Below are 24,025 nucleotides of genomic sequence, written 5' to 3' on the forward strand. Positions count from 1 at the left end.
CGCGTTCCGGGCCGTCCGTCACCGGGCTCCTGACCTCCAGGAACTGTGCCCGGGCCTCGCCCTTCGCCGAGTCGACCTTCGGCGGCAGCAGGAAGGACAGGAAGGTGCCGACGACGAAGACGGTGAACGCCCCGTACAGCGGCCAGCCCGGGCCGATCGCCTGGAGCCCGGCCCCGACCGGCGCGGCGGCGCCCGTGGCCAGCAGCCCGGCGAGGGTCACCCGCGAGTTCGCCTTCACCAGGGAGTGCCGGGGCGGCAGCAGCCGGGGCACGACCGCAGAGCGCACCACCCCGTACGCCTTGGAGGACACCAGCACGCCGAGGGCCGCCGGATACAGCTCCAGGCCGCCCGTCGCCACCGCGCCCGACAGGGCCAGCGCGAGCAGCGCCCGGATGAGCATCGCGGCGGCCATCGCGGCGCGCCGCCCGTGCGGCAGCCGGTCGAGGACCGGGCCGATGACGGGCGCGAGCAGCGTGAACGGCGCCATGGTGATCGCCAGATAGAGCGCGACCCGGCCGCGGGCCTCGTCCGTGGGAACGGAGAAGAACACCGTCGAGGCGAGCGCGATGGTGATCAGCATGTCGCCCGCGGAGTTCACCGCGTGCAGCTCGATCAGTTTGCCGAGGCCCGACTCGCCCGCGCCGTGCGCGTGGGTCGCCCGGCGGATCCGCCGGGCGGTCGCGGTGAAGGGGAACCGCAGGGCGCGGCCGAACGCCCTCAGCCGGGACACGGCGAACTCCGGCGCGCCCGGCCGGAAGACGCCGGGCGGCCCGTGCCGGGCGGGGCTGTCGGATCGGAGGCCACCTCGTCATACTGCCCCAACTCCGGGGACGCATGGCTGATTGTTCCGACGAGCCCGCCGCCGGTCACCGGGGTGGCGCAGACCCCGGCGGCCCCCGGGCCGGCGGGGCGGCCGTTCCCCGGGCCGGCGGGGCGTGTTCCCGGGCTCCCGGCGCGGCTCGTCCCGCGGGTTGTCGCGCGGGCGGCTCCCGGGATGTTCTCCGGGGTGTTCCGCGGCCGGCGCGTGGCGGGTCCGTGGTGGGGCGCGGTGTCCGTGGTGGGCTGGGTCCGGCGGTGTCCGGGCGGTCTTCCTGCGGGCTCGCGGTGGATTCTCCGTGGGCCCGCGGTCGGCCCGCGGTCGGCCCGCGGTCGGCCCGCAGGGGATTCTCAGCGGGTTCTCAGCTGTCCACGAGGGCTCTCCGGGGCTCTCCAGGGCTCTTCGGGGGGCTCCGGGGGTCTCGCGGCGGTCTCACGGACGGGCCGAAGTGGAGGGCAGGGTGGGCCGGGCACCGCTCTTGGGGGTAGCGTGCACAATGCGCCATCGGCGGTCGATCTCGGCCGCGCGCCTCGACACGTTCCCGCGGAACGGGTTCGTTCAGGTGCGCCCGGGGCCGATCGAGCCCGATCAGGCGCGGACGTCGACGCGGCCCGGTGGTCCGCTCCGTCCGCCGCCTCACTCGGTCCCTCGGCCCGGCCGGTCGGCGCACTCGTGAGACGGCGTAGGAGAGAATCGATTCTTGTGAGTGCTGCGACGATGCGAAGCCGTACCCCGGACCGCCTGTGCGCCGAGGCGGTCGACATGGCCCACGCCGAGGCGGTCGAGGCCGCCGGTGCCGAGGCCGTCGGCGAGCACCTCGGTGTCGTCGCCGACGGCGACCGGGTCGTGACGCACTACTTCGCCTGCAAGGAGCCCGCCTACCGGGGCTGGCGCTGGGCGGTGACCGTCGCCCGCGCCTCCCGCGCCAAGGTCGTCACCCTGGACGAGACGGTGCTGCTGCCCGGCGACGAGGCGCTCCTCGCGCCCGAGTGGGTGCCCTGGAGCGAGCGGCTCCGCCCGGGCGACCTCGGTCCCGGCGACCTGCTGCCCACCGAGGCCGAGGACCTCCGGCTGGAACCCGGCTTCACCGGCGAGGACGCCCCGCCGCCGAACTCGCCCGTCTCGGAGGAGATGGAACAGCTCGCCGCCGTCGAGGACGCCGATGTCGCGGCCGGGCCGCCGTCCGCCCTGCCGGCCGCCGGCCTGCCCGCCCGGGCCGGGGTCGCCGCCGTCGCCGACGAACTGGGCCTGGGCCGTCCGCGGGTGCTGTCCCGTTTCGGCCTGCACATCGCCGCCGACCGCTGGGAGGAGTCGTTCGGCGCGAAGACCGCGATGGCCCAGGCGGCCCCCGCGCCCTGTGTGAGCTGCGGCTTCCTGATGCCGATCGCGGGCTCGCTGCGACAGGCCTTCGGCGTCTGCGCGAACGAGTTCAGCCCGGCCGACGGGCGGGTCGTCTCCCTGACGTACGGCTGCGGGGCGCACTCCGAGGCGGCGGTCATGCCGAAGCCGCCCCGGCCCGCGGACCCGGTGATCGACGAGACCCGGGTCGACCCCTTCAGCCTCCACCCCGACCGGTCGGGCGGCTCGGTGGAGGACACGACACCGGCGGAAGAACTCGGCCACTCCTGACCTCGCCGGCCGCGCCGCGCCGCGGAGGGCGCTCCGCGAACTCCGTGCGGGCCCTCCGCGCCGGGCTCGGTGTGTGGTGTCGGTCCGGGGCTGCTCCGTGCCGGGGTTTTCGTGGGCTGTGCCGTTACGGGCCGCCGCCCGCGCGGCTCGCCTGCTCGGTGACGGGCTTGCCTGCTTCGGCGCGGTGGAGCGCCGGTGCCGCCGGGGCGGGTTGCATCCGGCTGTGGGCTGTGGGCTGTGGGCTGTGGGCTGTCGGCTTTCGGCGGCCGGTTGTCGGTCTCGCGTCGGGAACGGTCAGTCCGTGCCGGTTCAGCCGTACCGGGCCGGAGAGCAGCTCGGTCCCGGGGCCGGTGTGTTGTGTGTGCGGGTGCGGGCCGCTCGGTCCCGGGTCCGGAGTGCTGTGTGTGCAGGTGCGGGCCGCCGCCCGGGGTTCCGGTTCGCGCCGGGCCGCGGCGGTCCCGTCCGCGCCGGGGCGGTGCCGGGCTCGTTGCGTTCGTGCCGGTTCGTCGTGGGGCGGCGGGCGGTGGCTCAGGGAGAGCGGGGCCCGCACCGCGTGTTCACGAGCCCGGCGGCTCACACACGCAGGTGAGCGTGCGGGAGCCCTCCGGCCCGGTCCGGTCCGGGGCCCCTCCGGCCCCGCCCGCCTCATCCCTCCGGCCGCCCCCGCCTCATCCCTCCGGCCCCGCCCGCCTCACGCCGGTGGCCACGGGGGACGGCGGGTGTCCCGGCGGTCCTCACGCCGGTCGGAGGGCGGGCGACCGCTCGGAGCCGCCGGCTTCCCGCGGGCTTCGCCGTGCGCGGCGGCCGGGAGCGTGCCCCGGGACCCCGGACCGGGCCGGAGGCGGGTACGTTCGGCGCTGACAGGTCACACCGGCCCGGACGAGGGAGCGACACGTGAGCGGCACGGCGATGGTGCGGGCGACGACCGGCGGGGCGGACCCGTACGGGACTGCGCGGCTGCGACGCGGTGTGCTCGACGCGTGGGCGGCGTCGCCCGCGCGGTTCCGCGAGGACGCGAACGCCGAGGAGGACCTCGCGCTCGGCGGCTACCGCGACCGGCTCGTCGTCGAGCTGGCGCAGAACGCCGCCGACGCGGCGGCCCGGGCGGGCGTGCCCGGCAGACTCCGGCTGACCCTGCATCCCGCGGACGGTGACGGCCCGGCCGTGCTCGCCGCGGCCAACACCGGCGCGCCGCTCGACGCGGCGGGCGTGGAGTCCCTGGCGACCCTGCGCGCGTCGGCGAAGCGGGAGGAGGCCGCCCCGCCGGAGTCGGCGGCCGCGCCCGGCGGGCCCGGGACGGACGCGTCCGCCGTGCGGGCCGTCGGCCGCTTCGGTGTCGGATTCGCCGCCGTCCTCGGTGTCAGCGACGAGCCCGCAGTCGTCAGCCGCACCGGCGGTGTCCGCTGGTCGCTCGCGGAGGCCCGGGACCTGACGCTCGACGCCGCCGGGGCGAGCCCCGGGCTCGCAGGCGAACTGCGGCGGCGCGACGGCCACGTACCGTTGCTGCGGCTGCCGCTGCCCGCCGAGGGCGCGCCGCCCTCCGGATACGACACGGCCGTCGTGCTGCCCCTGCGGGACGGTGCCGCCGCCGACCTGGCGACGCGGCTGCTCGCCGGGATCGACGACGCGCTGCTGCTCACGCTGCCCGGGCTCACCGAGGTCGTCGTGGAAACCCCGGAGGGCGTACGGACGCTGACCCGCCGCGCGGACGGCCCGTACACGGTGGTCGAGGACAGCGCGCGCGGCCCCGTGCGCTGGCGCACCGCCTCGGCCGGCGGCCGGCTGGACGCGGCGCTGCTCGCGGACCGCCCCGTGGAGGAGCGGCTGCGGCCGGTGTGGTCGGTGACCTGGGCGGTGCCGGCCGACGCGGACGGCGCGCCCGCACGCCCCGGAACGGCGCCTGTCGTGCACGCCCCGACCCCCACCGACGAGCCGCTGGGCCTGCCCGCGCTGCTGATCGCCTCGTTCCCGCTGGAGCCGACGCGGCGGCACACCGCGCCGGGTCCGCTCACGGACTTCCTGGCGGTACGGGCCGCGGAGGCGTACGCGGAGCTGCTGCGGGACTGGCGCCCGGTGGGCACCGGCACCATCGGCCTGGTGCCCGGCCCGCTGGGCAAGGGCGAGCTGGACGGGCGGATCCGCGCCGAGGTGCTGCGGCTGCTGCCGCGCGTCCCGTTCCTGCCGTCCGCCGGGGCACCGCCCGCCGCGGACACCGGCGGGGAGCGGCCGGGCGCGGAGTTCCCCGAACCGGCCGCTTCCCCGGCCGACGCTGCCGACGCCCCCGCCGCCGAGGACGAGGCGTACGACGTGCACGCGGTGAAGCCCGTGGACGCCGAGATCGTCGAGGGCGCCGGCGCGGACACCGTGCGCGTGCTCGCCGAGCTGTTCCCGAGCCTGCTGCCCGCCGGACTGGAGCGGCGCACCGAGCTGCGGGCGCTGGACGTGGCCCGGGTCCCGCTCGGCGAGGCGGTCGACCGGCTCGCGGGTGTGGAGCGCGCGCCGTCCTGGTGGCGGCGGCTGTACGACAGCCTCGCGGGCACCGACCCGGAGCGGCTGAGCGGACTGCCCGTACCGCTCGCCGACGGCCGTACGACGATCGGCCCCCGGCAGGTCCTGCTGCCGCTGCCGAAGGACGGCGGGGCGTCCGGGGACGAAGGCGGCGGTCCGGATCCCGCCACCCTGGCCCGGCTCGGGCTCAAGGTGGCGCACCCCGAGGCCGCTCATCCGCTGCTGGAGAAGCTCGGCGCGCTGCCCGCCTCGCCCCGGGCCGTGCTCACCACCCCGCAGGTCCGCGCCGCCGTCGCCGCCTCCCTCGACAACGAGGACGCCTGGGACCCGGGCGGCCCGGACGACAGCGGTCCGCTCGACGCCGAGGAACTCGCCGAAGCCGTCCTCGGCCTGGTCCGCGCGGCGCGACTCGCCCCCGGTGACGAACCGTGGCTGGGCGCGCTGGCGCTGCCCGACGAGGACGGGGAGCCCGCGCCCGCCGGGGAGCTGGTGTTCCCCGGCAGCGCCTTCGAGCGGGTGATCCGCGAGGGGGAGCTGGCCGCCTGCGACGCGGAACTCGCCGGGCGCTGGGGCGAGGACACCCTGGCCGCCGTCGGCGTACAGGCGGACTTCGCCCTCGTCCGCACCACCGACGTGGTCCTCGACCCCGACGAGCTGGAGCCGCGCGAGGGCGACTACGCCGAGCCCGACGACGCCGGGCTGCTCGACTCCGTCGACGTGTGGTGCGAGGACGTGCTCGACCAGCTCCCCGAAGGCCCGGTGCCGCCGGTGGCCACGGAGATCGTCGCCGTGCGCGACCTCGACCTCGTCGACGACGACGCCTGGCCGCAGGCCCTGGCGCTGCTGGCCCGGCCCCCGCTGCGGGACGCGCTGACCGCACCGGTGCGGGTGCTGCTCCCCGACGGCACCGCCGAGACGGTCCGCCCCTACACGGCCTGGTGGCTGCGCGGCCATCCGGTGCTCGGCGGACGGCGCCCGGCCGGGCTGCGCGCGGCCGGCGGCGATCCGCTGCTGGCGGGGCTGTACGAGCCGGCGGACGCGGCGGGCTTCGAGGACGAACAGGTGCTGCGCGCGCTGGGCGTACGGACCTCCGTGGCGGCCCTGCTCGACGAGCCGGGCGGTGCCGCCGAGCTGCTGGCCCGGCTCGCCGACCCGGACCGGCCGGTCACGCCGGCGCAGTTGCACGCCCTGTACGGGGCGCTCGCCCAGCTCGACCCGGACGAGGTGACGCTGCCGGACGAGCTGCGCGCGGTCGTCGGCGCGCGGGGCGAGGTGCGTGTCGTGGACGCGGCGGACGCGGTGATCGCGGACGCCCCGGACCTGCTGCCCCTGGCCGAGGAGCGGCCCCTGCTGCCGGTGCGCCCGGGGTCGGCGGCGGCCCTGGCGGAGCTGTTGCAGGTGCGGCTGCTCAGCGATGTCCACGAAGCGCCGGTGGACGGCGGCGGGGGCGAGGTCCGGCGGGTACCGGACGCCGTGCGGACCCTGCTGGGGGAGGGCACCCCGGAGACGTACGTCGAGCACGAGGAGCTGCGCGTCGGCGGCGTGGAGACCGACTGGCGGCGCACTCGGGACGGGGTGCTGCACGCGGCGACGCTGGAGGGGGTCGCGGCGGGTCTGGCCTGGGCGGCCGGGCAGTGGCCGCGCCGCTTCGAGGTGGCGGCGCTGCTGGAGGACCCGTCGCGTACGGAGGAACTGGCGCGGGACCGCTGGTTCGACTGACGCGCGGGGCGGGGGACGACGATCGGCCGGTGGCGGCCGGGGATGGCTGGTGGCGGCCGGGGATGCCCGGGGCGAATCCCGGGCGCGGCTCCGGCCGGGCACCCCGGGTGCGGCTCCGGTCCGCCGGTCCTGCCGCTGCGTCGTGGCCGGTTGTTCCGGGTGCCCCGGTGTCCGGTCGGTTTGCCGGTTTTCCGGCTGTCCGGTTGTGCGTCGTACGGGGTGCGGGCCGGGCCGTCGGCGCGGTTCACGCGGTCAGCTTCCGTACGTACGATCCGTGCGGTCCGGGCACGGTCCGTTCGGTCAGGCCGCCGGGGCCTCGGAATGGCTGCCGGTGCCGCCCGTGTCCCCGGTGCCGCCCGTGTCGCCGGAGGGCCCGGGGTTTCCGGGGCTCCCGGTGGTCCCGGGGTTCCCAGTGGTCTCGCCGGTCGTCTCCGCCTCGCCGGTGCCGCCGGTGCCGCGCGCCGCGCCGGACTCGGCGGCGCGCCGGATCGCGGCCTCGCGGCGGCGGACGTAACCGATGCCGATGCAGCCGAGGAACGCCCCGGCGAGGCATGTCCAGAGCCACCACAGGCGGCCGTTCGCGTCGAGCGGGCCGTAGAACGGGAGCTGGACGAGGAAGAGGCCGAACCAGACGACCGTGCCGCCGGTGACGGTGGCGACGACGTTGCCCTCAAGGGGTTCCGGCGCCTCGTGCCGGGGAGTCCACTTGCCCATCGTCGCCGTCCCCGTCCGTTCCGTCGTGGCCGCCGCCCGGCCGGTGCGGCCGGCCGGCGACGACCGGTGTGCCCGGTCGTGTGCCGATCGTGAGTGTGTGTGCAGCGCTCTCCAGATTACGCGCCTCCGGGCCGGGTTCCAGCCGCGGCCCCATAGGGGTCTACGCGCGGAGATGGCGATCTTTGGCCTATACATTCATACTGATTCGGCCCGAGACTGACTGGATTTCGTCGTGTGATGCTCCAAGGCTGACCGGGCCCGTACCCTTCATCTCGCTTCCGCCGTCCCCGGCCCCGTCCCCCACTGAGGTCCCCATGCCCTCCTCGACCAGCGCCAAGGTCGACCAGCAGCCGCCACCTCCGTCCTCCGGGAGCGGGCTCGACCGGTTCTTCAAGATCTCCGAGCGGGGCTCGAACATCCCCCGTGAGATCCGCGGCGGCCTCGCCACCTTCTTCGCGATGGCCTACATCGTGGTGCTGAACCCGATCATCCTCGGCGCCGGTGTGGACAAATACGAGCAGCATCTGGACACCGGCCAGCTGATCACCGCCACCGCGCTGATGGCCGGACTGACCACCGTCCTGATGGGCGTCATCGGCAATGTCCCGATCGCGCTCGCCGCGGGGCTCGGCATCAACGCCGTCGTATCGCTCCAGCTCGCCCCCGAGATGAGCTGGCCGGACGCGATGGGCATGGTCGTCCTCGCGGGCCTGGTGCTGATGATCCTGGTCGCCTCCGGACTCCGGCAGCGGGTGCTGGACGCGATCCCGAACGGCCTGCGCCGGGCGATCGCGATCGGCATCGGCCTGTTCATCACGCTGATCGGCCTGGTCGACTCCGGCTTCGTCACCCGCAACCCGGACAAGGCGGAGACCACCGTCCCGCTCGGGCTCGGGATCGGCGGCCGGCTGGAGGGCTGGCCGGTGCTGATCTTCGTGCTCGGCCTGGTGCTGACCTTCATCCTGGTCATCCGCAAGACCAAGGGCGCGATCCTGATCAGCATCGCGGTGATGGCCGTCGTCGCCGTCGTGATCAACGCGATCGCCGACATCGACCCGATGGAGTGGGGCCTCACCGTCCCCGAGGTGCCGGACCAGGTGGTCGGCGCCCCCGACTTCGGCCTGATCGGCGAGGTGAGTCTGTTCGGCGGCTTCGAGGAGGTCGGGCTGCTCACCGGCTGCCTCTTCGTCTTCACCGTGCTGCTGTCCGGCTTCTTCGACGCGATGGGCACCATCATCGGCGTCGGCGAGGAGGCCCGGCTCACCGACGAGAACGGCCAGATGCCCGGCATGGGCCGGATCCTGATGGTCGACGGCGCGGCGGTCGCGGCGGGCGGCTACGGCTCGGCCTCGGCGACCACCTGCTTCGTGGAGTCCACGGCGGGCGTCGGCGAGGGCGCCAGGACCGGACTCGCGAACCTCGTGACCGGCGGCCTGTTCCTGCTCGCCCTGGTCTTCACCCCGCTCGCGCTGGTCGTCCCGTCGCAGGCGGCCACCCCCGCGCTGGTCGTCGTCGGCTTCCTGATCATGTCGTCGAACATCCGGCAGATCGAGTGGGACGACCCGACCGTCGCGGCACCGGCCTTCCTGACGATGATCTCGATGCCGTTCACGTACAGCATCACCAACGGCATCGGCGTCGGAGTGCTGTCCTTCATCCTGCTGCGCACGGCGACGGGCCGGTTCCGGACCATTCCGTGGTTGCTCAACGTCGTCGGCGTCTGCTTCCTGGTCTACTTCCTGCTCGGCCCGATCGAGCAGATCCTCGGCGTGAGCTGACCCGCCGCACCGCGCGGGAGCGCCCGGAACCTGCCGTGGTTCCGGGCGCTCGTGCGTGCCGGGGTGTGCCGGGGGCCGGAACGGGTCACCCGTACGGGCGCATATCGGTTGGCCCCCCGCCCGGCACTGTATTTAGCTAGAGTAATGAGTTACGCTAATGAACATGCCGGAACTGTCCCACGGCGGCGAGGACGACGCCGCTGTGAACGCACTCCGATCCGCCGTGATGCGTCTCTCCAGGCGCCTCAAGCACCAGCGGGTCGACGAATCACTGAGCCCCACCGAGATGTCCGTGCTCGGCACCCTGGCGCGCTGCGGCTCCGCCACGCCCGGCGAGCTGGCGCGCAAGGAGCACGTACAGCCGCCGTCCATGACACGGATCGTGGCGCTCCTCGAAGCCAAGGGACTGGTCCGGCTCGAGCCGCACCCGGACGACCGCCGCCAGAAAGTGGTCACGCAGACCGAGCGGGCCGAGTCGATGCTCGAGGAGAGCCGGCGCAAGCGCAACGCCTGGCTCGCCGAGCTGACCGGGGAACTCGACGAGGAGGAATGGGCTGCTCTCCGCGCGGCCGCACCCGTGCTGGAGAAGCTCGCCCAGATGTGAGAAGGACCATCCCTACAGGAGGCGACCCACTTGAGTACGGGACCCGGAGCAAACTCCGCCCCCGTTCCTGACCGCGACGATTCCGACACCCCCACGACTCCCGGGGCGGCCGAGGCACCCGCACCCCCCACGGCCCCCGCCCCGCGCAAGCGCGGCATGTTCAGCTCGCTGCGGAACCGCAACTACCGGATCTTCGCCGCCGGCCAAGTGGTCTCCAACACCGGCACCTGGATGCAGCGGATCGCCCAGGACTGGCTGGTCCTCAGCCTGACCGGGTCCTCCGCGGCCGTCGGCATCACCACGGCTCTGCAGTTCCTGCCCATGCTGCTGCTCGGCCTCTACGGCGGCGTCATCGCCGACCGCTTCCCCAAGCGGCTGCTGCTGCTGTTCACCCAGACCGCCATGGGCCTCACCGGACTCGCCCTGGCCGCGCTCACCCTCTCCGGACACGTCGAGGTCTGGCACGTCTACGCGATGGCGCTGCTGCTCGGCGTCGTCACCGTCGTCGACAACCCGGCCCGGCAGGCCTTCGTGGTCGAGATGGTCGGCCCCGACGACCTGCCCAACGCCGTCAGCCTGAACTCCGCGAACTTCCAGTCCGCCCGGCTCGTCGGCCCGGCCGTCGCCGGTGTGCTGATCACGGCCGTCGGCAGCGGCTGGGCGTTCCTGCTCAACGGCGTGTCCTTCGTCGCGCCCGTCGCCGGGTTGCTGCTGATGCGCCGCGGCGAACTGCGCGAGGTCGACACCACCCCGCGCCGCAAGGGACAGCTCCGCGAGGGCCTGCGCTACGTGGCCGGCAAGCCGGAGCTGATCTGGCCGATCGTCCTGGTCGGCTTCATCGGCACCTTCGGCTTCAACTTCCCGATCTGGCTGACGGCCTTCACCGACGACGTCTTCCACGCCGGGGCCGGCACGTACGGCATGCTCAACACCCTGATGGCGGCCGGTTCGCTGGCCGGCGCGCTGCTCGCCGCCCGCCGCGGCGCCTCCCGGCTGCGGCTGCTGGTCGGGGCGGCGCTGCTGTTCGGCGTGCTGGAGATCGCGGCCTCCTTCGCGCCCGCCTTCTGGCTCTTCGCCGCGCTGCTCGTGCCGATCGGCATGCTCGGCATGACGACGAACGTCACCGCGAACTCCAGCGTCCAGCTCGCCACCGACCCGGCCATGCGCGGCCGGGTGATGAGCCTCTACATGATGGTCTTCATGGGCGGTACGCCGGTGGGCGCGCCGCTGGTCGGCTGGATCACGGACGCGTACGGAGCCAGGATCGGCTTCGTGACCGGCGGTGTCGTCTCGGCCGTCGCGGCGATCGCCGTCGGGCTGATGCTGGCCCGGATCGGCGGCCTCCGGCTGAAGATCGACCTGCGGCGGGGGCGGCGGCATGTCGAGTTCGTGCCCCGCGAAGTGCCGCGGCCGGAGGAGAAACCGCTGGCCGCGGCGTGACCGGCGGACCGCGGGGCGGGCCGGCCGGGCCTTCCCCCGGGCTTCCCCCGGCCTTACCCCGCGGATTTTCCCCCGGGCCGTCGGGCCGCGGCGCGGACCGGTCCGGGGTACGCCGCCCCCGCCCTCCGGGCGCGGACCGCCGCGGGGCGACGTCCCTCCCGGGGCGCCGTCCGTCCGGCGGGGCGCTGCCTGTTCTCGGGGCGCCAACGGCAGGACCGGTGCACCGACGGACCCGGGACACTGTCGGGATGAGACTCTTCAGCGCCCTGTTGCCACCCGCACCGGCGGTCTCCGAGCTGGCCGCGGCGGTGGCGGAACTGCGCGCACTGCCGGGGGCCGACCGGCTCCGCTGGACGCAGCGGGCGGGCTGGCACTTCACGCTCGCCTTCTACGGTGAGGTGCCCGACGAACTGGTGCCGCGGCTGTCCGAACGACTGGGCCGCGCCGCGCGCCGGCACCGCCCGCTCACGCTGCGCCTCACGGGCGGCGGGCGCTTCGGGGACCGCACCCTGTGGGCCGGGGCCGAGGGCGATCTTCAGGCCGTGGCCCGGCTCGCCGCCACGGCCGCGGCGGCGGGGCGCAGGGCCGGCATCCCGGTGGAGGAGCATCTGCGCTACACCCCGCATCTGACGCTGGCGCGCGGCCGCGGGGTGGATCTGCGGCCGTTCGCGGCGCGGCTGGCGGGCTTCGCGGGGACGGAGGAGTGGACCGTGGGGGAGCTGGCCCTGATCCGCAGCCATCCCCCGGCACCGGGTGTGGCCGGGGCGCAGCCGCACTACGAGCCGTTGACGGTCCGGCCGCTGGGCCGGGCCGCGACGGACGCTGCGGGAGGGGCGGCCGGGGACGGTGCGGGGGACGGCTGAGGGTGAGGCACCCGTACGGAAGCCCGTACGGAAGCCCGTACGGAGCCTGGCGCGCGGCCCGCACGGAGCCTGGCACGCGGCCCGTGCTGAAGATCGTCCGTATCCGTATCCGCACCCGAGCCCGGGCGGAAGCCCGGTACGGAGGCCCGTACGGAAGGTCGTCCGTATCCGCGCGGAGCCCGGGCGGAGGCCCGGGCGGGCGTCCGGTTAGGGTCGAGGGGTGGACCCCAAGACCCGTACCCGCATCGTCAGCGGCGCGCTCGTGCTGATGCTCGTCGTCGTCGCCGTGGCGGCCGCGCTCGGCGGCTGACCGCCCGCGCTCCCGCCACGGCGACGCTCCGCGTCTCCCGCCGCCCGGCCTCACCTCACCAGGCGAAGGCCTCCGGCGACGGCCCCGGACCGGGGAAGATCTCGTCGAGTGAGGCCAGCAGCTCGTCCGAGAGTTCCAGCTCGACCGCCCGCAGGGCGGACGCGAGCTGCTCTCCCGTGCGCGGTCCGACGATCGGCCCCGTCAGCCCCGGCCGGGTGAGAATCCACGCCAGCGCTGCCTCGCCGGGCTCCAGACCGTGCTTCTCCAGCAGGTCCTCGTACGCCTGGATCTGTTCGCGCTGCCGGGTGTTCTTCAGGGCGTCCGCGGCCCGCCCGGTGGCGGTGCGGCCGGCGCCGCCCTCCTTCTCCTTGCGGATCGCGCCGCCGAGCAGCCCGCCGTGCAGCGGGGACCAGGCGATGACGCCGAGGCCGTAGTCCTGCGCGGCCGGGACGACCTCCATCTCGGCGCGCCGCTCGGCGAGGTTGAACAGGCACTGCTCGCTGACGAGGCCGTACGAGCCGCGGCGGGCCGCGTTCTCGTTGGCCTTGGCGATGTGCCAGCCGGCGAAGTTGCTGGAACCGGCGTAGAGGATCTTGCCCTGCTGGACGAGGACGTCCATCGCCTGCCAGATCTCGTCCCACGGGGTGTCCCGGTCGACGTGGTGGAACTGGTACAGGTCGATGTGGTCGGTGCCGAGCCGCTTGAGGCTGGCGTCGACCGCGCGGCGGATGTTGACCGCGGAGAGCTTGTCGTGGTTCGGCCAGGCGGGACCGTCGGCGGCCATGTTGCCGTAGACCTTGGTGGCCAGGACCACCTTGTCGCGCCGGTCGCCGCCCTTGGCGAACCAGCTGCCGAGGATCTCCTCGGTGCGGCCCTTGTTCTCGCCCCAGCCGTAGACGTTGGCGGTGTCGAAGAAGTTGACGCCCGCGTCGAGCGCGGTGTCCATGATGGCGTGGCTGTCGGCCTCGTCGGTGGCGGGGCCGAAGTTCATGGTGCCGAGGACGAGTCGGCTGACCTTGAGTCCGGTGCGTCCGAGCTGCGTGTACTTCATGGATCAAGCCAACGCCTTGGAGTGCACTCGAAGCAAGGCACCCGTTCCGGAGAACCCGCGGATGTTCCGGAGAACCCGCGGAACCGGCCCGGCGGGACCCGTCCGTCCGGATGCCACGGGTCCGGAGCCGGTGAGTACGGACCCGGCGAGGCCGGATCCGATGGGTTCCGGAACTGGATGACGGGCCTGCTTCCCGGCCCGGTGGGCCCGGCAGCCGAATGTCCGCCCGGAGAGCCGGGCCGGGTGAGTCCGGGCCGGGTGAGCGGGACCGGGTAGGGCAGGACCGGCGTGGGCCGCCCGCCACCCGCCGGACCCGATGTGTCCGGCCCGCCGGCTGAAGGGCCTCCCGCGCCGGACGGATCAGCCCGGGACCGCCGCCCACGGCTCGGCGGCGGCCTCGTACGGGGCGCCGACCTCCCACTCCTTGTAGAGCGCGTCGGCGAAGGCACCGGCCAGCGCGTGTTCACCCAGCGCGTTCGGGTGCGTGCCGTCGTAGGTGTGCCGGTGTGTCTCCCAGCCGTCCGGCGGCGACAGGAGCAGCAGCGGCGCGTCCGCCGTGCCGAGTTCGGCGACGGCCTCGGCGAGCAGCGCGTTGAAGCGGGAGCACTCGGCCGCGAAGGCCGCGTCGTGCTCGGCCCGTATGTTCGGTACGACCGGCATCAGCGCCAGGTGCAGCGCGGGGTTCGCGGCCCGGGCCTCGGCGACGAAGCGGCGGGCGTTCAGCACGGTCTGCCCGGCGTCGGTGTAGAAACCGAGGTCGATCAGCCCCAGCGAGACCAGCGCGACATCGACCCGGTGCCGCCGGACCTCCTCACGGATCAGCGGCGCCATGTGCAGCCAGCCCTCGCCCCAGCCGGCGAGGTGCCCGCGGGCGCGCTCGGGGAAGCCGGGGTCGGCGTACGCGTGGGAGACGGCCGCCCCCGCCGCCTGGTCGTACAGCTCGCGCCGGGGCCCGACGATCCGGTACGGCCCGCCGTACGTCCGGTTCAGGTGCTGCCACATCCGGTACCGCCAGGTGTGTTCACCGGCGCTGCCGATCGTCATGGAGTCGCCGACAAACAGGATCCGCATCCGGACATCATCCCGGAACCGGCCATCGGCCTGCGATGTGACGCTGCACACCGGCGGGGGATGGCAGGCTTCTGCCATGTCCTCGTCTTCGCGCGGCCTTTGCGCCGCTGCCCCGGTCGCCGCCGCGGTGCTCGCCGCCGCCGTGCTCCCGTCCCTGGCCGGCGCGCCGCCGGCGGCCGCCGCACCGGTCGCGGAGGGCGCCCCGCCGTCGTTCACCGTCGAGGACGAGCGGATCACCGAGTCCAGCGGGCTGGCCGCGAGCCGCGCCCACCCGGGCGTGTACTGGACGCACAACGACAGCGAGGACGGGCCGTACGTCTACGCGGTGGACAGCGCGACCGGCCGCACCGTCGCGACCGTGACCCTCGCCGGGATCGAGCCGCGCGATGTCGAGGGGATATCCGTGGGCCCGGACGGATACGTTCATGTGGGCGACATCGGGGACAACATGGGCGGCAGCTGGCCCGAGGTGTGGGTCTACCGCTTCGAGGAGCCGCGGAAGCTGCGCGACACGACCGTCACCCCCACCCGCTACACCGTCCGGTACGACACCGGGCCGCGCGACGCCGAATCGCTGCTGGTGCACCCGAAGACCGGGCGGATGTACATCATCAGCAAGCGCGAGGAGGGCGGCGCGCTGTACGAGGGCCCGGAGAAGCCCTCGGCGTCCGGGGTGAACACGTTCCGGAAGGCCGCCGACATTGACCTGTGGGCGACAGACGCCGCCTTCTCGCCCGACGGCACCCGGCTGGTGGTGCGCAGCTACTTCGGCGGGCGGGCGTACGCCTGGAAGGACGGCCGGCCCGTCGAGCTGGACGCGCGGCTGACGGTGCCGGTGCAGCCGCAGGGCGAGTCGGTGACGTTCGCGCCGGACGGCGGATCGCTGATGTTCGGTACGGAGGGCGAGCGCGGCACGGTGGAACGGCTGCGGCTGACCGGGGAGCTGCTGCCGGAGTCGGTGGCGGCGGAGCGGGAGAAGTCCGGGGAGCCGGGCGCCTCCGGCAAGGACGGTGACGACGGCCCGGCGTCCGACTCCGCGGCGGACGAGGAGGACCGCACCCTGACACTGGGCGCGGCGGCGTTCGCGGTCGCGGCGGTGGTGGTGCTGGGGGCCCGCAGGCTGTTCCGGCGGCGCTGACGGCCCTGACGGCCCTGACGGGGCTGCCGGGGGCGCCGGGGCTGCCGGGGCTGCCGGGCCCTTCAGGGCTGCGCTGCCAGGGCGGCCGCCGGGACCGCCGGAACTGCCAGGGTCGCTGGGACCGCCGGGACCGCTGTGGCTGACGAAACGGCTGCGGCTGACGAGGCTGACTGTCGGTCGCCGGGGCGTCGGGGTTGCCGGTTGCCGGTTGCCGATTGCCGGTTGCCGGTCCCCGGGGGTGTCGGGGGTTGCCTTGTGGGCGGGGGCTGCCGGGGCCGCTGCCGGCCCGGGCGCGCTGTGCGGCGGTTCGGCTGTGCGGCGGGGCGGAGCGGATGGGCGGAGCGGCGGGACGAGCGGACGGCCCGGGTGTCGTGCCACGCCGTCGCTGTCCGCTGTCCGCTGTCCGCTGTCCGCTGTCCGCCGTCGCTGTCCGCCGTCGCGGTCGGCGTCGGCGTGGCGGCCGACCGGCCGCTACCGGGGCGGCTCCGGCAGGTCCGCCGGGCCGGGTGGCTCCGGGAGGTCCCGCGCACCGGGCGGGTCCGGCAGGTCCGCCGGGCCCGGCGGGGTCGGCAGGTCCCGCGGCGCGGGCGGCTCCGGTGGTCCGGGCCGTTCCGGCCGTCCGGGCGGCTCCGGCGCGGGGGAGCAGCCGTCGGGTGTGAACGGCCCCGGCACCGTCTCCGCTCCCGATTCCCGGCGGGCGATCAGGTCCGCCATGCCGTCCAGCAGCTGCCGCAGCCCGAGTTCGAGGGTCGCCTCGAAGGGCGAGGCGAAGGCGTCCGGGCTGAGCGCGGCGAGGTGCGGATAGCGGCCGCTGGACATCACGCGCTCCAGGATGGGGCCCTGGGCGGCCCAGAACTCCTCGTCGCTGATGCCGGTGCGCACCTCGGCCAGTTCGGTGTTGACCCGGCCGCGGGCGATGCCGGTGACGACCGAGTCCAGGACGATGACGACGTTCATCTTCTCCTGGTCGCTGAGCGGGAGACCGGCGAGGCCGCTCAGGGCGAACTCCAGCCCGGACAGGCTCCCCGGCCCCAGCAGGGGGCGGGCCTGGTCGACATGGACGACCCAGGGATGCCGCACGTACAGCTCCCAGCTCCCCCACGCCACCGCCTCCAGGGTGCCGCGCCAGCCCAAGACGGCGGGGTCCTCGGCCGTGTCCGGGTCGAAGGCGTTGACCGCGTCGAGCATCAGGTCGAGCAGCTCGGCCTTGCCGGGGACATAGCGGTAGAGGGACATGGCCCCGACGCCCAGCTCGGCGGCGACCCGGCGCATGGAGACGGCGGCGAGCCCTTCCCGGTCGGCGACGGCCACGGCGGCCGTGACGATCCGGTCGAGGGTCAGGCCGGGCTTGGGGCCGCGGGCGGGCCGTTCGTCGAGGCCCCAGAGCAGTTCCAGGCTACGGCTGAGATCTCCGCTGCCACTGTGTTCGGTCGTCATCTCGTCGGCCATCGTATCCCCACCCCAAAAAACTGCGGACGCTGTACGCGCTACTGCTTACGGTGTACTCTCTTCTGCATACGCTGTACCCAGATGAGGGGGAATCGAACGTGAGTCCGTCCCGACATGCGGTCCTCGCCGAAGGACTTCAGAAGCGATACGGGGAGAAGCGCGCCCTCGACGGCTTCGACCTGGCCGTCGAGCGCGGCAGCGTGCACGGCCTGCTGGGACCGAACGGCGCCGGCAAGACCACGGCCGTGCGCATCCTGGCCACGCTGCTGCGCCCGGACGGCGGGCGCGCCGAAGTCGCCGGGCACGACGTCAGCCGTGATCCGCGGGCGGTGCGCCGCCGGATCGGCCTGACCGGTCAGGCCGCAGCCGTGGACGAGATCAACACGGCCCGGCAGAACCTGGTGATGTTCGGCCGGTTGTTCCATCTGGACAAGAAGCGCGCGGTGCGCCGCTCGGAGGAGCTGTTGGAGCAGTTCGGCCTGACGGAGGCCGCCGACAAGGGCGTCAAGGAGTTCAGCGGCGGCATGCGGCGCCGGCTCGACCTCGCGACGAGCATGATCCTCGCACCGCAGGTGCTGTTCCTCGACGAGCCGACGACGGGCCTCGACCCGCGCGGCCGCAACGAGGTCTGGGAAGCGGTCCGCTCGCTGGTGGCGGACGGCACGACGGTGCTGCTGACCACGCAGTACATGGACGAGGCCGACAAGCTCGCCGACCGTATCGCCGTCATCGAGCGCGGCCGCACGATCGCCGACGACACCCCGGCCGCCCTCAAGCAGCAGATCGGCGGCGACCAGATCGAGGTCGTCGTCACCGAGCCCGCGGACCTCGGGACGGCGGCCGGGGCGGTGGCGCGGGTGGCCGGTGCCGAGCCGGTCACCGACGAGGAGAACCGGCGGGTCTCGGCACCCGTGACCGACCGGGTGAGCGCGCTGACGGAGGTCGTACGGACGCTCCAGGAGGAGCGGGTCGCGGTCGAGGACATCGGCCTGCGCCGCCCGACCCTCGACGAGGTGTTCCTGCGGCTCACCGGCCACCGCGCGGAAGAGCCGGAAGAGCCGGAGGGGCCGGACGGGCCGGAGGGCCAGGGACGGCCCGAAGGACCGGAAGAGACCGAGAAGCAGGGGGCCGCGGCATGAGCACGGTGACGAAGCACGGCACGGCGGACCCCGGGGCGGCGAGCACCCCGGTCGCGGACCTCGACATCCCCGAACGGCGGTTCCACCACGCCGTCACGGACTGCCTGATCATCGTCCGCAACGAGATCACCCACCTCATCCGGCAGCCGGTCAACATCGCCTGGCAGCTCGGCTTCCCGATCGTGTCGGTGCTGCTGTTCGTCTACGTCTTCGGCAGCGCCATGGACGTCGGCGGCCAGGCCGACTACAAGGACTTCGCGCTGCCCGGCATGTTCGCGATGACCATGGCCTTCGGCTTCATGAACACCGCGGTCATGGTCGCGATCACCAAGGAGTACGGCGTCATGGACCGCTACCGGTCCATGCCCATGGCCCCGTCGGCGGTCGTCAGCGGGCGCGGGGTGGCCGACGTCATCAGCGCTTGTCTGGACCTTCTGGTGCTCGCGGTGATCGCGCTGGCCGTCGGCTGGCGCCCGGACGGCAGCCTCGGCGCGACCCTCGCCGCCTTCGGGCTGTTGATCCTGCTGCGCTTCGCCCTGATCTGGATCGGGGTGTGGGTCGGGCTGCTGGTGAAGAACCAGGAGGCCGCGGGCAACCTCTTCGCGGTCGCCTTCCCCTTCGGCATGATCTCGAGCGTCTTCACACCGCCGTCGATGATGCCGGACTGGCTCGGCGCCGTCGCCATGTGGAATCCGGTCTCCTCCACCGCCAACGCCATCCGGGACCTCTTCGGCAGCCCGATGCCGCTCGGCGACAGCTGGATCGAGCAGCACGCCCTGGGGGCCGCGCTGGTCTGGCCGGTCGTCATCACGGCCGTCTTCCTGCCGCTGGCGGTCCGCCGGTTCCAGCGGCTGAGCAGCTGAGCGGCCGGCCGGGCGACTCGGCTCGGCCGAGCGGCCGAGCCGAGCAGTCGCGGGGCGCGCCGAAGCAGCGGCGGGGCGCGCCGACCGGGACGGTACGGGGCGACCACGGGGCTCCCGGTACCGGTCCACCCGGATCGAGGGGCCGCCCCGACCACCGGCCACCCCGAACACCGGCCGCCCCCGCCACGGGGGCCGCACCGGCACCGGGGCCGGAGCGCACGCGGACGGGGCCCGGAAACGCGCCGGGCCCGCCGCGGCGGCCGCCGCACCGGAACGCGGAAGGGCCCCGGCAGCGCGCCGGGGCCCTTCCCGTGTCCGTGTCCGGGTGCGCGGTGACCGCGCCCCCGGCTACAGCCGCTCGATGACGTAGTCGACGCAGTGGGTCAGCGCCTCGACGTCGGCCGGCTCGACCGCCGGGTACATCGCGACGCGCAGCTGGTTGCGGCCCAGCTTGCGGTACGGCTCGGTGTCCACGACGCCGTTCGCGCGCAGCACCTTCGCGACCGTGGACGCGTCGACGCCCTCGGCGAAGTCGATCGTGCCGACGACCTGGCTGCGCTTGGCGGGGTCGGAGACGAACGGCGTGGCGTGCTCGGACTTCTCCGCCCAGCCGTACAGCCGCGCGGCGGAGTCGGCGGTGCGGTTCACGGACCACTCCAGGCCGCCCCGGCCGTTGATCCAGTCGAGCTGGTCGGCGAGCAGGAAGAGAGTGGCGAGCGCCGGGGTGTTGTACGTCTGGTTCTTCAGCGAGTTGTCGATCGCCGTCGGCAGCGAGAAGAACTCCGGGATGTGCCGGCCGGAGGCGTGCACCCGGCGGGCCCGCTCCAGGGCGGCCGGGGAGAAGGCCGCGATCCACAGGCCGCCGTCGGAGGCGAAGGACTTCTGCGGGGCGAAGTAGTAGACGTCGGTCTCGGTGATCGTCACCGGCAGGCCGGCGGCACCGGACGTCGCGTCGACCAGCACCAGCGCACCGTCGTCGGCGCCCGCGACCCGGTGGACCGGTGCGGCGACACCGGTCGAGGTCTCGTTGTGGGTCAGCGCGTAGACGTCGACACCGGCCTCGGCGCGCGGCTCCGGGTGGTCGCCCGGGTCGGCGGCGACGACACTCGGCTCGGCCAGCCAGGGGGCGAGCTTCGCGGCCTTGGCGAACTTCGAGGAGAACTCACCGAAGGTGAGGTGCTGCGACTTCTCCTCGATCAGGCCGTGGGTCGCGATGTCCCAGAAGGCGGTGGAGCCGCCGTTGCCGAGCACGACCTCGTACCCCTCGGGCAGCGAGAACAGCTCGCGCACACCGTCGCGCACCTTGCCGACCAGGTTCTTGACCGGAGCCTGGCGGTGGGACGTGCCCAGCAGCGAGCTGCCGGTGGCGGCCAGGGCGCTGAGCGCCTCCGTGCGCACCTTGGAGGGGCCCGAGCCGAAACGACCGTCGGCGGGCTTGATGTCAGCGGGAATCTGGATATCAGCCACGGGGGCAGCGTAATCCGTTCCGGCTCGCGGTCCGGACAGACGTCCACCGGATGAGACGGGTGTCTCGCCGCGGCCGAGACGCGGCGCCGGGAAGCGCAAGCATGTCGCTCACTCGAAAGCGTGATCACCCGCTCTCTGAAGAGTGATCGCCCACGGAATACGGCCAACCGGGTGACCAGGGTCCTTACCGTTCCGATCATGGTTACCTCACCACACGAGGCGTCGCACAGGATCTTCCAGGACCGGCCGGAGCTGCTGACCCCGGCCTTCCGCATCCTCGGAGTTCACCTGCCGCCGAAGGCATCCGTCACGGTCCTCTCCCCGGACGCCACCGAAATCCGTCCGCTGGAGCGGCGGGTCGACAGCGTGCTGCGGGTCGAACCGGAGGACGGCGCCCCCTTTCTGCTGGCCATCGAGGCACAGGGCCGCAAGGACGTCGCGAAGGCGTCCAGCTGGTCCTACTACCTGTCATATCTGCAGGCGAAATACGGGATACCCGCCCTGCTCCTGGTCGTGTGCCAGGACCGGCCCACGGCGACGTGGGCGGCCGGGCCCTTCGACATGGGGCTCGTCGACTGGCCGGCCCTCACCCTGCGCCCGCTCGTGCTCGGCCCGGCCAATGTGCCGGTGATCACGGATCCGGAAGAGGCCGCCCGGGACCTCACGCTGGCGGTCTTCTCGGGCATGACACACGGGAGCCGGGCCGATCCGAGCGCCATACTGGAAGCACTGGCGACTGCCCTGCGCGCGCTGAAGGACCGGGACACGGCCACGTACTACACGCAATTGCTGGAGATCGGCCTGGGAGACACCCCGGCAAGGAAGACCTGGAGGGACATGATGGGCTTGGTGAACTTCTTCCCCGGCCGGGGCACGATCGTCGAGGAGTGGTACCTCGAGGGTGAAGCCAAGGGGAAGGCCAAGGGTGAAGCCAAGGGCAGGGCCGAAGGGCTCGCCAAGGGGTTGGCCAAGGGACTCGCCGAGGGTCTGGCCGAGGGACGGGCGGAAGCCGTCCTGCGGGTGCTGGAACAGCGCCGTGTCACCGTCCCGGAGAGCGTCCGTACGCGCGTCAACTCGTGCACGGACCCCGACGCCCTGAGCCGCATGCTCGACCGGTCCTTCACGGTCGCCACCGCCGACGAACTGTTCGAAGACCGCGACCGGCACTGACCGCGACCGGCACTGACCGCGACCGCGTGCCCCGTCCGTCGGCGAGCCCGGCGGGCGGGACGGCGTCGACGCACGGGCGGGGCCGCGTTGAGGCCCGCGTGCCGCGAGTCCCGCGTGCCGCGCGTGCCGTGAGCCCCGCGCGTCGGCAGGCCGCGACCCGCCCGGTGGGCTCCCGGGGGTGGCGCTGGGCCGTCGAGCGGGCAGGCTGGCCGCATGGCAGCAGATCTCGATGTGGCAGCACTCGCCCGGGCCCTGCGGCACGCCGTGGGCGGCGAGGTGGAGTTCGACGCGGCGAGCCGCGCGCTGGTGACCATGGACGCGTCGAACTACCGGCGCGTCCCGGTCGGTGTCGTCAGCCCGCGCGACGCCGACGACACCGCCGCCGCCCTCGCCGTCTGCCGGGAGTACGGCGCGCCGGTGGTGCCGCGCGGCGGTGGCACCTCCATCGCCGGGCAGGCCACCGGCACCGGTGTCGTGCTCGACTTCACCCGCCACATGAACGGGGTCCTGGACGTCGACCCCGCCGCCCGCACCGCGAGAGTGCAGCCCGGCGCCGTCTGCGACGCCGTCCGCGACGCCGCCGCCCCGTACCGCCTCACCTTCGGCCCCGACCCGTCCACCCACAGCCGGTGCACGATCGGCGGGATGATCGGCAACAACTCCTGCGGCTCGCACTCCGTGGCCTGGGGCACCACCGCCCACAACGTCCACGCCCTCGACGTCCTCACTCACGGCGGCGAGAGGGCCCGGCTCGCGCCCGGCGGCGACGGCGTACCGGCCGCCCTCCGCGACGGGGCCGCCGCTCTCGTCACGAGGCACATGGCGCTGCTGCGCACCGGCTACCCCGACCTGCCGCGCCGCATCTCCGGCTACGCCCTGGACGCCCTGCTCCCGGAGAACGGCACCGACTGGGCCCGCGCGTTCACCGGCAGCGAGGGCACCCTCGGCGTGCTGACCGAGGCGACCGTACGGCTGGTCGAGCCGCCCGCCGCGCGCGCCCTGGCCGTGCTCGGCTACCCGCACGAGAGCGCCGCCGCGGAGGCCGCGCACACCCTGCTGCCGCACGGGCCGCTGACCGTCGAGGGCATGGCCTCCGACCTGGTGCCCGGCCCGGCCGCCCGGTCGCTGCCGAAGGGCGGCGCCTGGCTGTTCGTCGAGATGGGCGGCGGCACACCCGCCGAGGCCCGGGCGCACGCCGACGCCCTGTGCGCCGGGGCCGCCGACGGCACGACGGACCACCTGGTCGTCACCGAACCGGCGGGGCAGCGCGCGCTGTGGCGCATCCGCGAGGACGCCTCCGGCACCGCGACGCGGATGCCGGACGGCTCGGAGGCGTGGCCCGGCTGGGAGGACTGCGCCGTGCCGCCCGCGCGTCTCGGCGGCTATCTGCGGGACTTCCGTGCCCTGCTCGCGGAACACCGGCTGCGCGGCACCCCGTACGGGCACTTCGGCGACGGCTGCATTCACATCCGTATCGACTTCGACCTGCTCACCGGGCCCGGCATCGCCCGCTTCCGGGAGTTCTCCACCGACCTGGCCGGCCTCGTCACCGCGCACGGCGGCTCCCTCTCCGGTGAGCACGGCGACGGCCAGGCGCGCGCCGAACTCCTGCCGCGGATGTACGGGCCGGAGCTGGTCGGTGTCTTCGCCGACTTCAAGGACCTGTGGGACCCGGCGGGCGGCCTCAACCCGGGCATGCTCACCCGGCCGCACCGCCTCGACGAGAATCTGCGCTTCTCCGTGCTTCCGCGTGAGCCCGTCGGCACCGCCTTCGGCTATCCGCACGACGGCGGCGACTTCTCGGCCGCGGTGCGCCGCTGCGTGGGCGTGGCGAAATGCCGCGAGACGACCGCCGCCGGGGCCGCCGTCATGTGCCCGTCCTTCCGCGCCACCGGCGAGGAACAGCACTCGACGCGCGGCCGGGCGCGGTTGCTGCACGAGATGCTCGCGGGCGAGGTCGTCACGGACGGCTGGCGCTCGACGGAGGTGCGGGACGCGCTCGACCTGTGCCTGTCCTGCAAGGGCTGCCGCAGTGACTGCCCGGTCGGGGTCGACATGGCCACGTACAAGGCGGAGTTCCTGCATCACCACTACGCGGGCCGCGTCCGTCCGGCCGCCCACTACGCGATGGGGCTGCTGCCGCTGTGGCTGCGGACCGCCGCCCCGGTCGCGCCGCTGCTCAACCGCCTGACCGGGGTCGGCCCACTGGCCACGCTCGCGAAGCGCCTGGGCGGCATCGCGCCGGAACGGGCCGTCCCGGAGCTGGCGCCGCGCACCTTCACGCGGTGGTGGCGC

16 protein-coding genes and 1 pseudogene are annotated in these 24,025 nt (G+C 74.3%); 11 read left to right on the forward strand and 6 right to left on the reverse strand.

All coding sequences use genetic code 11. The features are described 5' to 3' along the window. Positions 1 to 730, reverse strand: a pseudogene (locus GCU69_RS03245) (MFS transporter); the annotation flags it as partial. Positions 731 to 1,534: 804 nt separating this feature from the next. Here GCU69_RS03245 and GCU69_RS03250 point away from each other — a divergent pair. Both GCU69_RS03250 and GCU69_RS03255 read left to right on the forward strand, forming a co-directional pair. After that, on the forward strand, positions 1,535 to 2,446 hold the full coding sequence (locus GCU69_RS03250; RefSeq protein WP_170315768.1) for a DUF3027 domain-containing protein: 912 nt from the start codon (positions 1,535 to 1,537) through the stop codon (positions 2,444 to 2,446). Positions 2,447 to 3,355: 909 nt separating this feature from the next. Beyond that, entirely contained in the window at positions 3,356 to 6,673 is a 3,318-nt protein-coding gene (locus GCU69_RS03255; RefSeq protein WP_156205087.1) for a molecular chaperone Hsp90, read from the forward strand. Between the two features lie 300 nt (positions 6,674 to 6,973). On the opposite strand, the gene GCU69_RS34685 is transcribed toward GCU69_RS03255, so the two are convergent. Beyond that, positions 6,974 to 7,387, reverse strand: a complete 414-nt coding sequence (locus GCU69_RS34685; RefSeq protein WP_156205081.1) for a DUF2530 domain-containing protein — start codon at positions 7,385 to 7,387, stop codon at positions 6,974 to 6,976. A gap of 314 nt (positions 7,388 to 7,701) precedes the next feature. Between GCU69_RS34685 and GCU69_RS03265 the strand changes: the two genes are divergently transcribed. From GCU69_RS03265 to thpR, 4 genes are all read left to right on the forward strand, one after another. Further along, positions 7,702 to 9,165 (forward strand): NCS2 family permease, encoded by a 1,464-nt coding sequence (locus tag GCU69_RS03265; protein ID WP_098753242.1) that lies wholly within the window; start codon positions 7,702 to 7,704, stop codon positions 9,163 to 9,165. A 163-nt stretch (positions 9,166 to 9,328) separates the two neighbouring features. Further along, positions 9,329 to 9,769, forward strand: a complete 441-nt coding sequence (locus GCU69_RS03270; RefSeq protein ID WP_098753260.1) for a MarR family winged helix-turn-helix transcriptional regulator — start codon at positions 9,329 to 9,331, stop codon at positions 9,767 to 9,769. Positions 9,770 to 9,799: 30 nt separating this feature from the next. Further along, complete coding sequence (locus tag GCU69_RS03275) at positions 9,800 to 11,209, forward strand: MFS transporter (RefSeq protein WP_098753243.1); 1,410 nt, start codon at positions 9,800 to 9,802, stop codon at positions 11,207 to 11,209. 248 nt (positions 11,210 to 11,457) lie between these two features. Then, the gene (gene thpR, locus GCU69_RS03280) at positions 11,458 to 12,072 is read left to right on the forward strand and encodes an RNA 2',3'-cyclic phosphodiesterase (protein WP_156205082.1); all 615 of its coding nucleotides are present in this window, start codon (positions 11,458 to 11,460) and stop codon (positions 12,070 to 12,072) included. A 365-nt stretch (positions 12,073 to 12,437) separates the two neighbouring features. Here thpR and GCU69_RS03285 read toward each other — a convergent pair whose 3' ends face one another. Both GCU69_RS03285 and GCU69_RS03290 read right to left on the reverse strand, forming a co-directional pair. Next, complete coding sequence (locus tag GCU69_RS03285; RefSeq protein WP_098753245.1) at positions 12,438 to 13,433, reverse strand: aldo/keto reductase; 996 nt, start codon at positions 13,431 to 13,433, stop codon at positions 12,438 to 12,440. Between the two features lie 360 nt (positions 13,434 to 13,793). Continuing rightward, positions 13,794 to 14,504, reverse strand: coding sequence for a GDSL-type esterase/lipase family protein (locus GCU69_RS03290; RefSeq protein ID WP_156205083.1), 711 nt, complete (start codon positions 14,502 to 14,504; stop codon positions 13,794 to 13,796). 76 nt (positions 14,505 to 14,580) lie between these two features. Between GCU69_RS03290 and GCU69_RS03295 the strand changes: the two genes are divergently transcribed. Next, positions 14,581 to 15,642, forward strand: coding sequence for a hypothetical protein (locus tag GCU69_RS03295; protein ID WP_235978185.1), 1,062 nt, complete (start codon positions 14,581 to 14,583; stop codon positions 15,640 to 15,642). A gap of 471 nt (positions 15,643 to 16,113) precedes the next feature. Here GCU69_RS03295 and GCU69_RS03300 read toward each other — a convergent pair whose 3' ends face one another. Next, the gene (locus GCU69_RS03300) at positions 16,114 to 17,079 is read right to left on the reverse strand and encodes a TetR/AcrR family transcriptional regulator (RefSeq protein ID WP_328629977.1); all 966 of its coding nucleotides are present in this window, start codon (positions 17,077 to 17,079) and stop codon (positions 16,114 to 16,116) included. A 110-nt stretch (positions 17,080 to 17,189) separates the two neighbouring features. Between GCU69_RS03300 and GCU69_RS03305 the strand changes: the two genes are divergently transcribed. Both GCU69_RS03305 and GCU69_RS03310 read left to right on the forward strand, forming a co-directional pair. After that, on the forward strand, positions 17,190 to 18,230 hold the full coding sequence (locus GCU69_RS03305; protein ID WP_156205084.1) for an ATP-binding cassette domain-containing protein: 1,041 nt from the start codon (positions 17,190 to 17,192) through the stop codon (positions 18,228 to 18,230). Continuing rightward, positions 18,227 to 19,093: an ABC transporter permease gene (locus GCU69_RS03310; protein WP_098753249.1), complete on the forward strand. Its 867-nt coding sequence runs from the start codon at positions 18,227 to 18,229 to the stop codon at positions 19,091 to 19,093. Before GCU69_RS03305 ends, GCU69_RS03310 begins: the two co-directional genes overlap by 4 nt. A 348-nt stretch (positions 19,094 to 19,441) precedes the next feature. Here the strand turns inward: GCU69_RS03310 and serC are convergent, their stop codons facing one another. Beyond that, on the reverse strand, positions 19,442 to 20,560 hold the full coding sequence (serC, locus tag GCU69_RS03315; protein WP_156205085.1) for a phosphoserine transaminase: 1,119 nt from the start codon (positions 20,558 to 20,560) through the stop codon (positions 19,442 to 19,444). Between the two features lie 198 nt (positions 20,561 to 20,758). Here serC and GCU69_RS03320 point away from each other — a divergent pair, with 198 nt between their 5' ends. Beyond that, positions 20,759 to 21,730: an RpnC/YadD family protein gene (locus GCU69_RS03320; RefSeq protein WP_098753261.1), complete on the forward strand. Its 972-nt coding sequence runs from the start codon at positions 20,759 to 20,761 to the stop codon at positions 21,728 to 21,730. Positions 21,731 to 21,943: 213 nt separating this feature from the next. Continuing rightward, on the forward strand, positions 21,944 to 24,025 hold a 2,082-nt coding region (locus GCU69_RS03325), incomplete at its 3' end, for an FAD-binding and (Fe-S)-binding domain-containing protein (protein ID WP_156205086.1).

Origin of the sequence: Streptomyces lycii, from assembly GCF_009735685.1 — a bacterium.
GTDB lineage: Bacteria > Actinomycetota > Actinomycetes > Streptomycetales > Streptomycetaceae > Streptomyces > Streptomyces lycii.

Coding starts and splice junctions, on each gene's coding strand:
- GCU69_RS03250 (WP_170315768.1), top strand. CDS start 1,535: ATGCGAAGCCGTACCCCGGACCGCCTGTGCGCCGAGGCGGTCGACATG.
- GCU69_RS03255 (WP_156205087.1), top strand. CDS start 3,356: ATGGTGCGGGCGACGACCGGCGGGGCGGACCCGTACGGGACTGCGCGG.
- GCU69_RS34685 (WP_156205081.1), bottom strand. CDS start 7,387: ATGGGCAAGTGGACTCCCCGGCACGAGGCGCCGGAACCCCTTGAGGGC.
- GCU69_RS03265 (WP_098753242.1), top strand. CDS start 7,702: ATGCCCTCCTCGACCAGCGCCAAGGTCGACCAGCAGCCGCCACCTCCG.
- GCU69_RS03270 (WP_098753260.1), top strand. CDS start 9,329: ATGCCGGAACTGTCCCACGGCGGCGAGGACGACGCCGCTGTGAACGCA.
- thpR (WP_156205082.1), top strand. CDS start 11,458: ATGAGACTCTTCAGCGCCCTGTTGCCACCCGCACCGGCGGTCTCCGAG.
- GCU69_RS03285 (WP_098753245.1), bottom strand. CDS start 13,433: ATGAAGTACACGCAGCTCGGACGCACCGGACTCAAGGTCAGCCGACTC.
- GCU69_RS03290 (WP_156205083.1), bottom strand. CDS start 14,504: ATGCGGATCCTGTTTGTCGGCGACTCCATGACGATCGGCAGCGCCGGT.
- GCU69_RS03295 (WP_235978185.1), top strand. CDS start 14,581: ATGTCCTCGTCTTCGCGCGGCCTTTGCGCCGCTGCCCCGGTCGCCGCC.
- GCU69_RS03300 (WP_328629977.1), bottom strand. CDS start 17,079: ATGACGACCGAACACAGTGGCAGCGGAGATCTCAGCCGTAGCCTGGAA.
- GCU69_RS03310 (WP_098753249.1), top strand. CDS start 18,227: ATGAGCACGGTGACGAAGCACGGCACGGCGGACCCCGGGGCGGCGAGC.
- GCU69_RS03320 (WP_098753261.1), top strand. CDS start 20,759: ATGGTTACCTCACCACACGAGGCGTCGCACAGGATCTTCCAGGACCGG.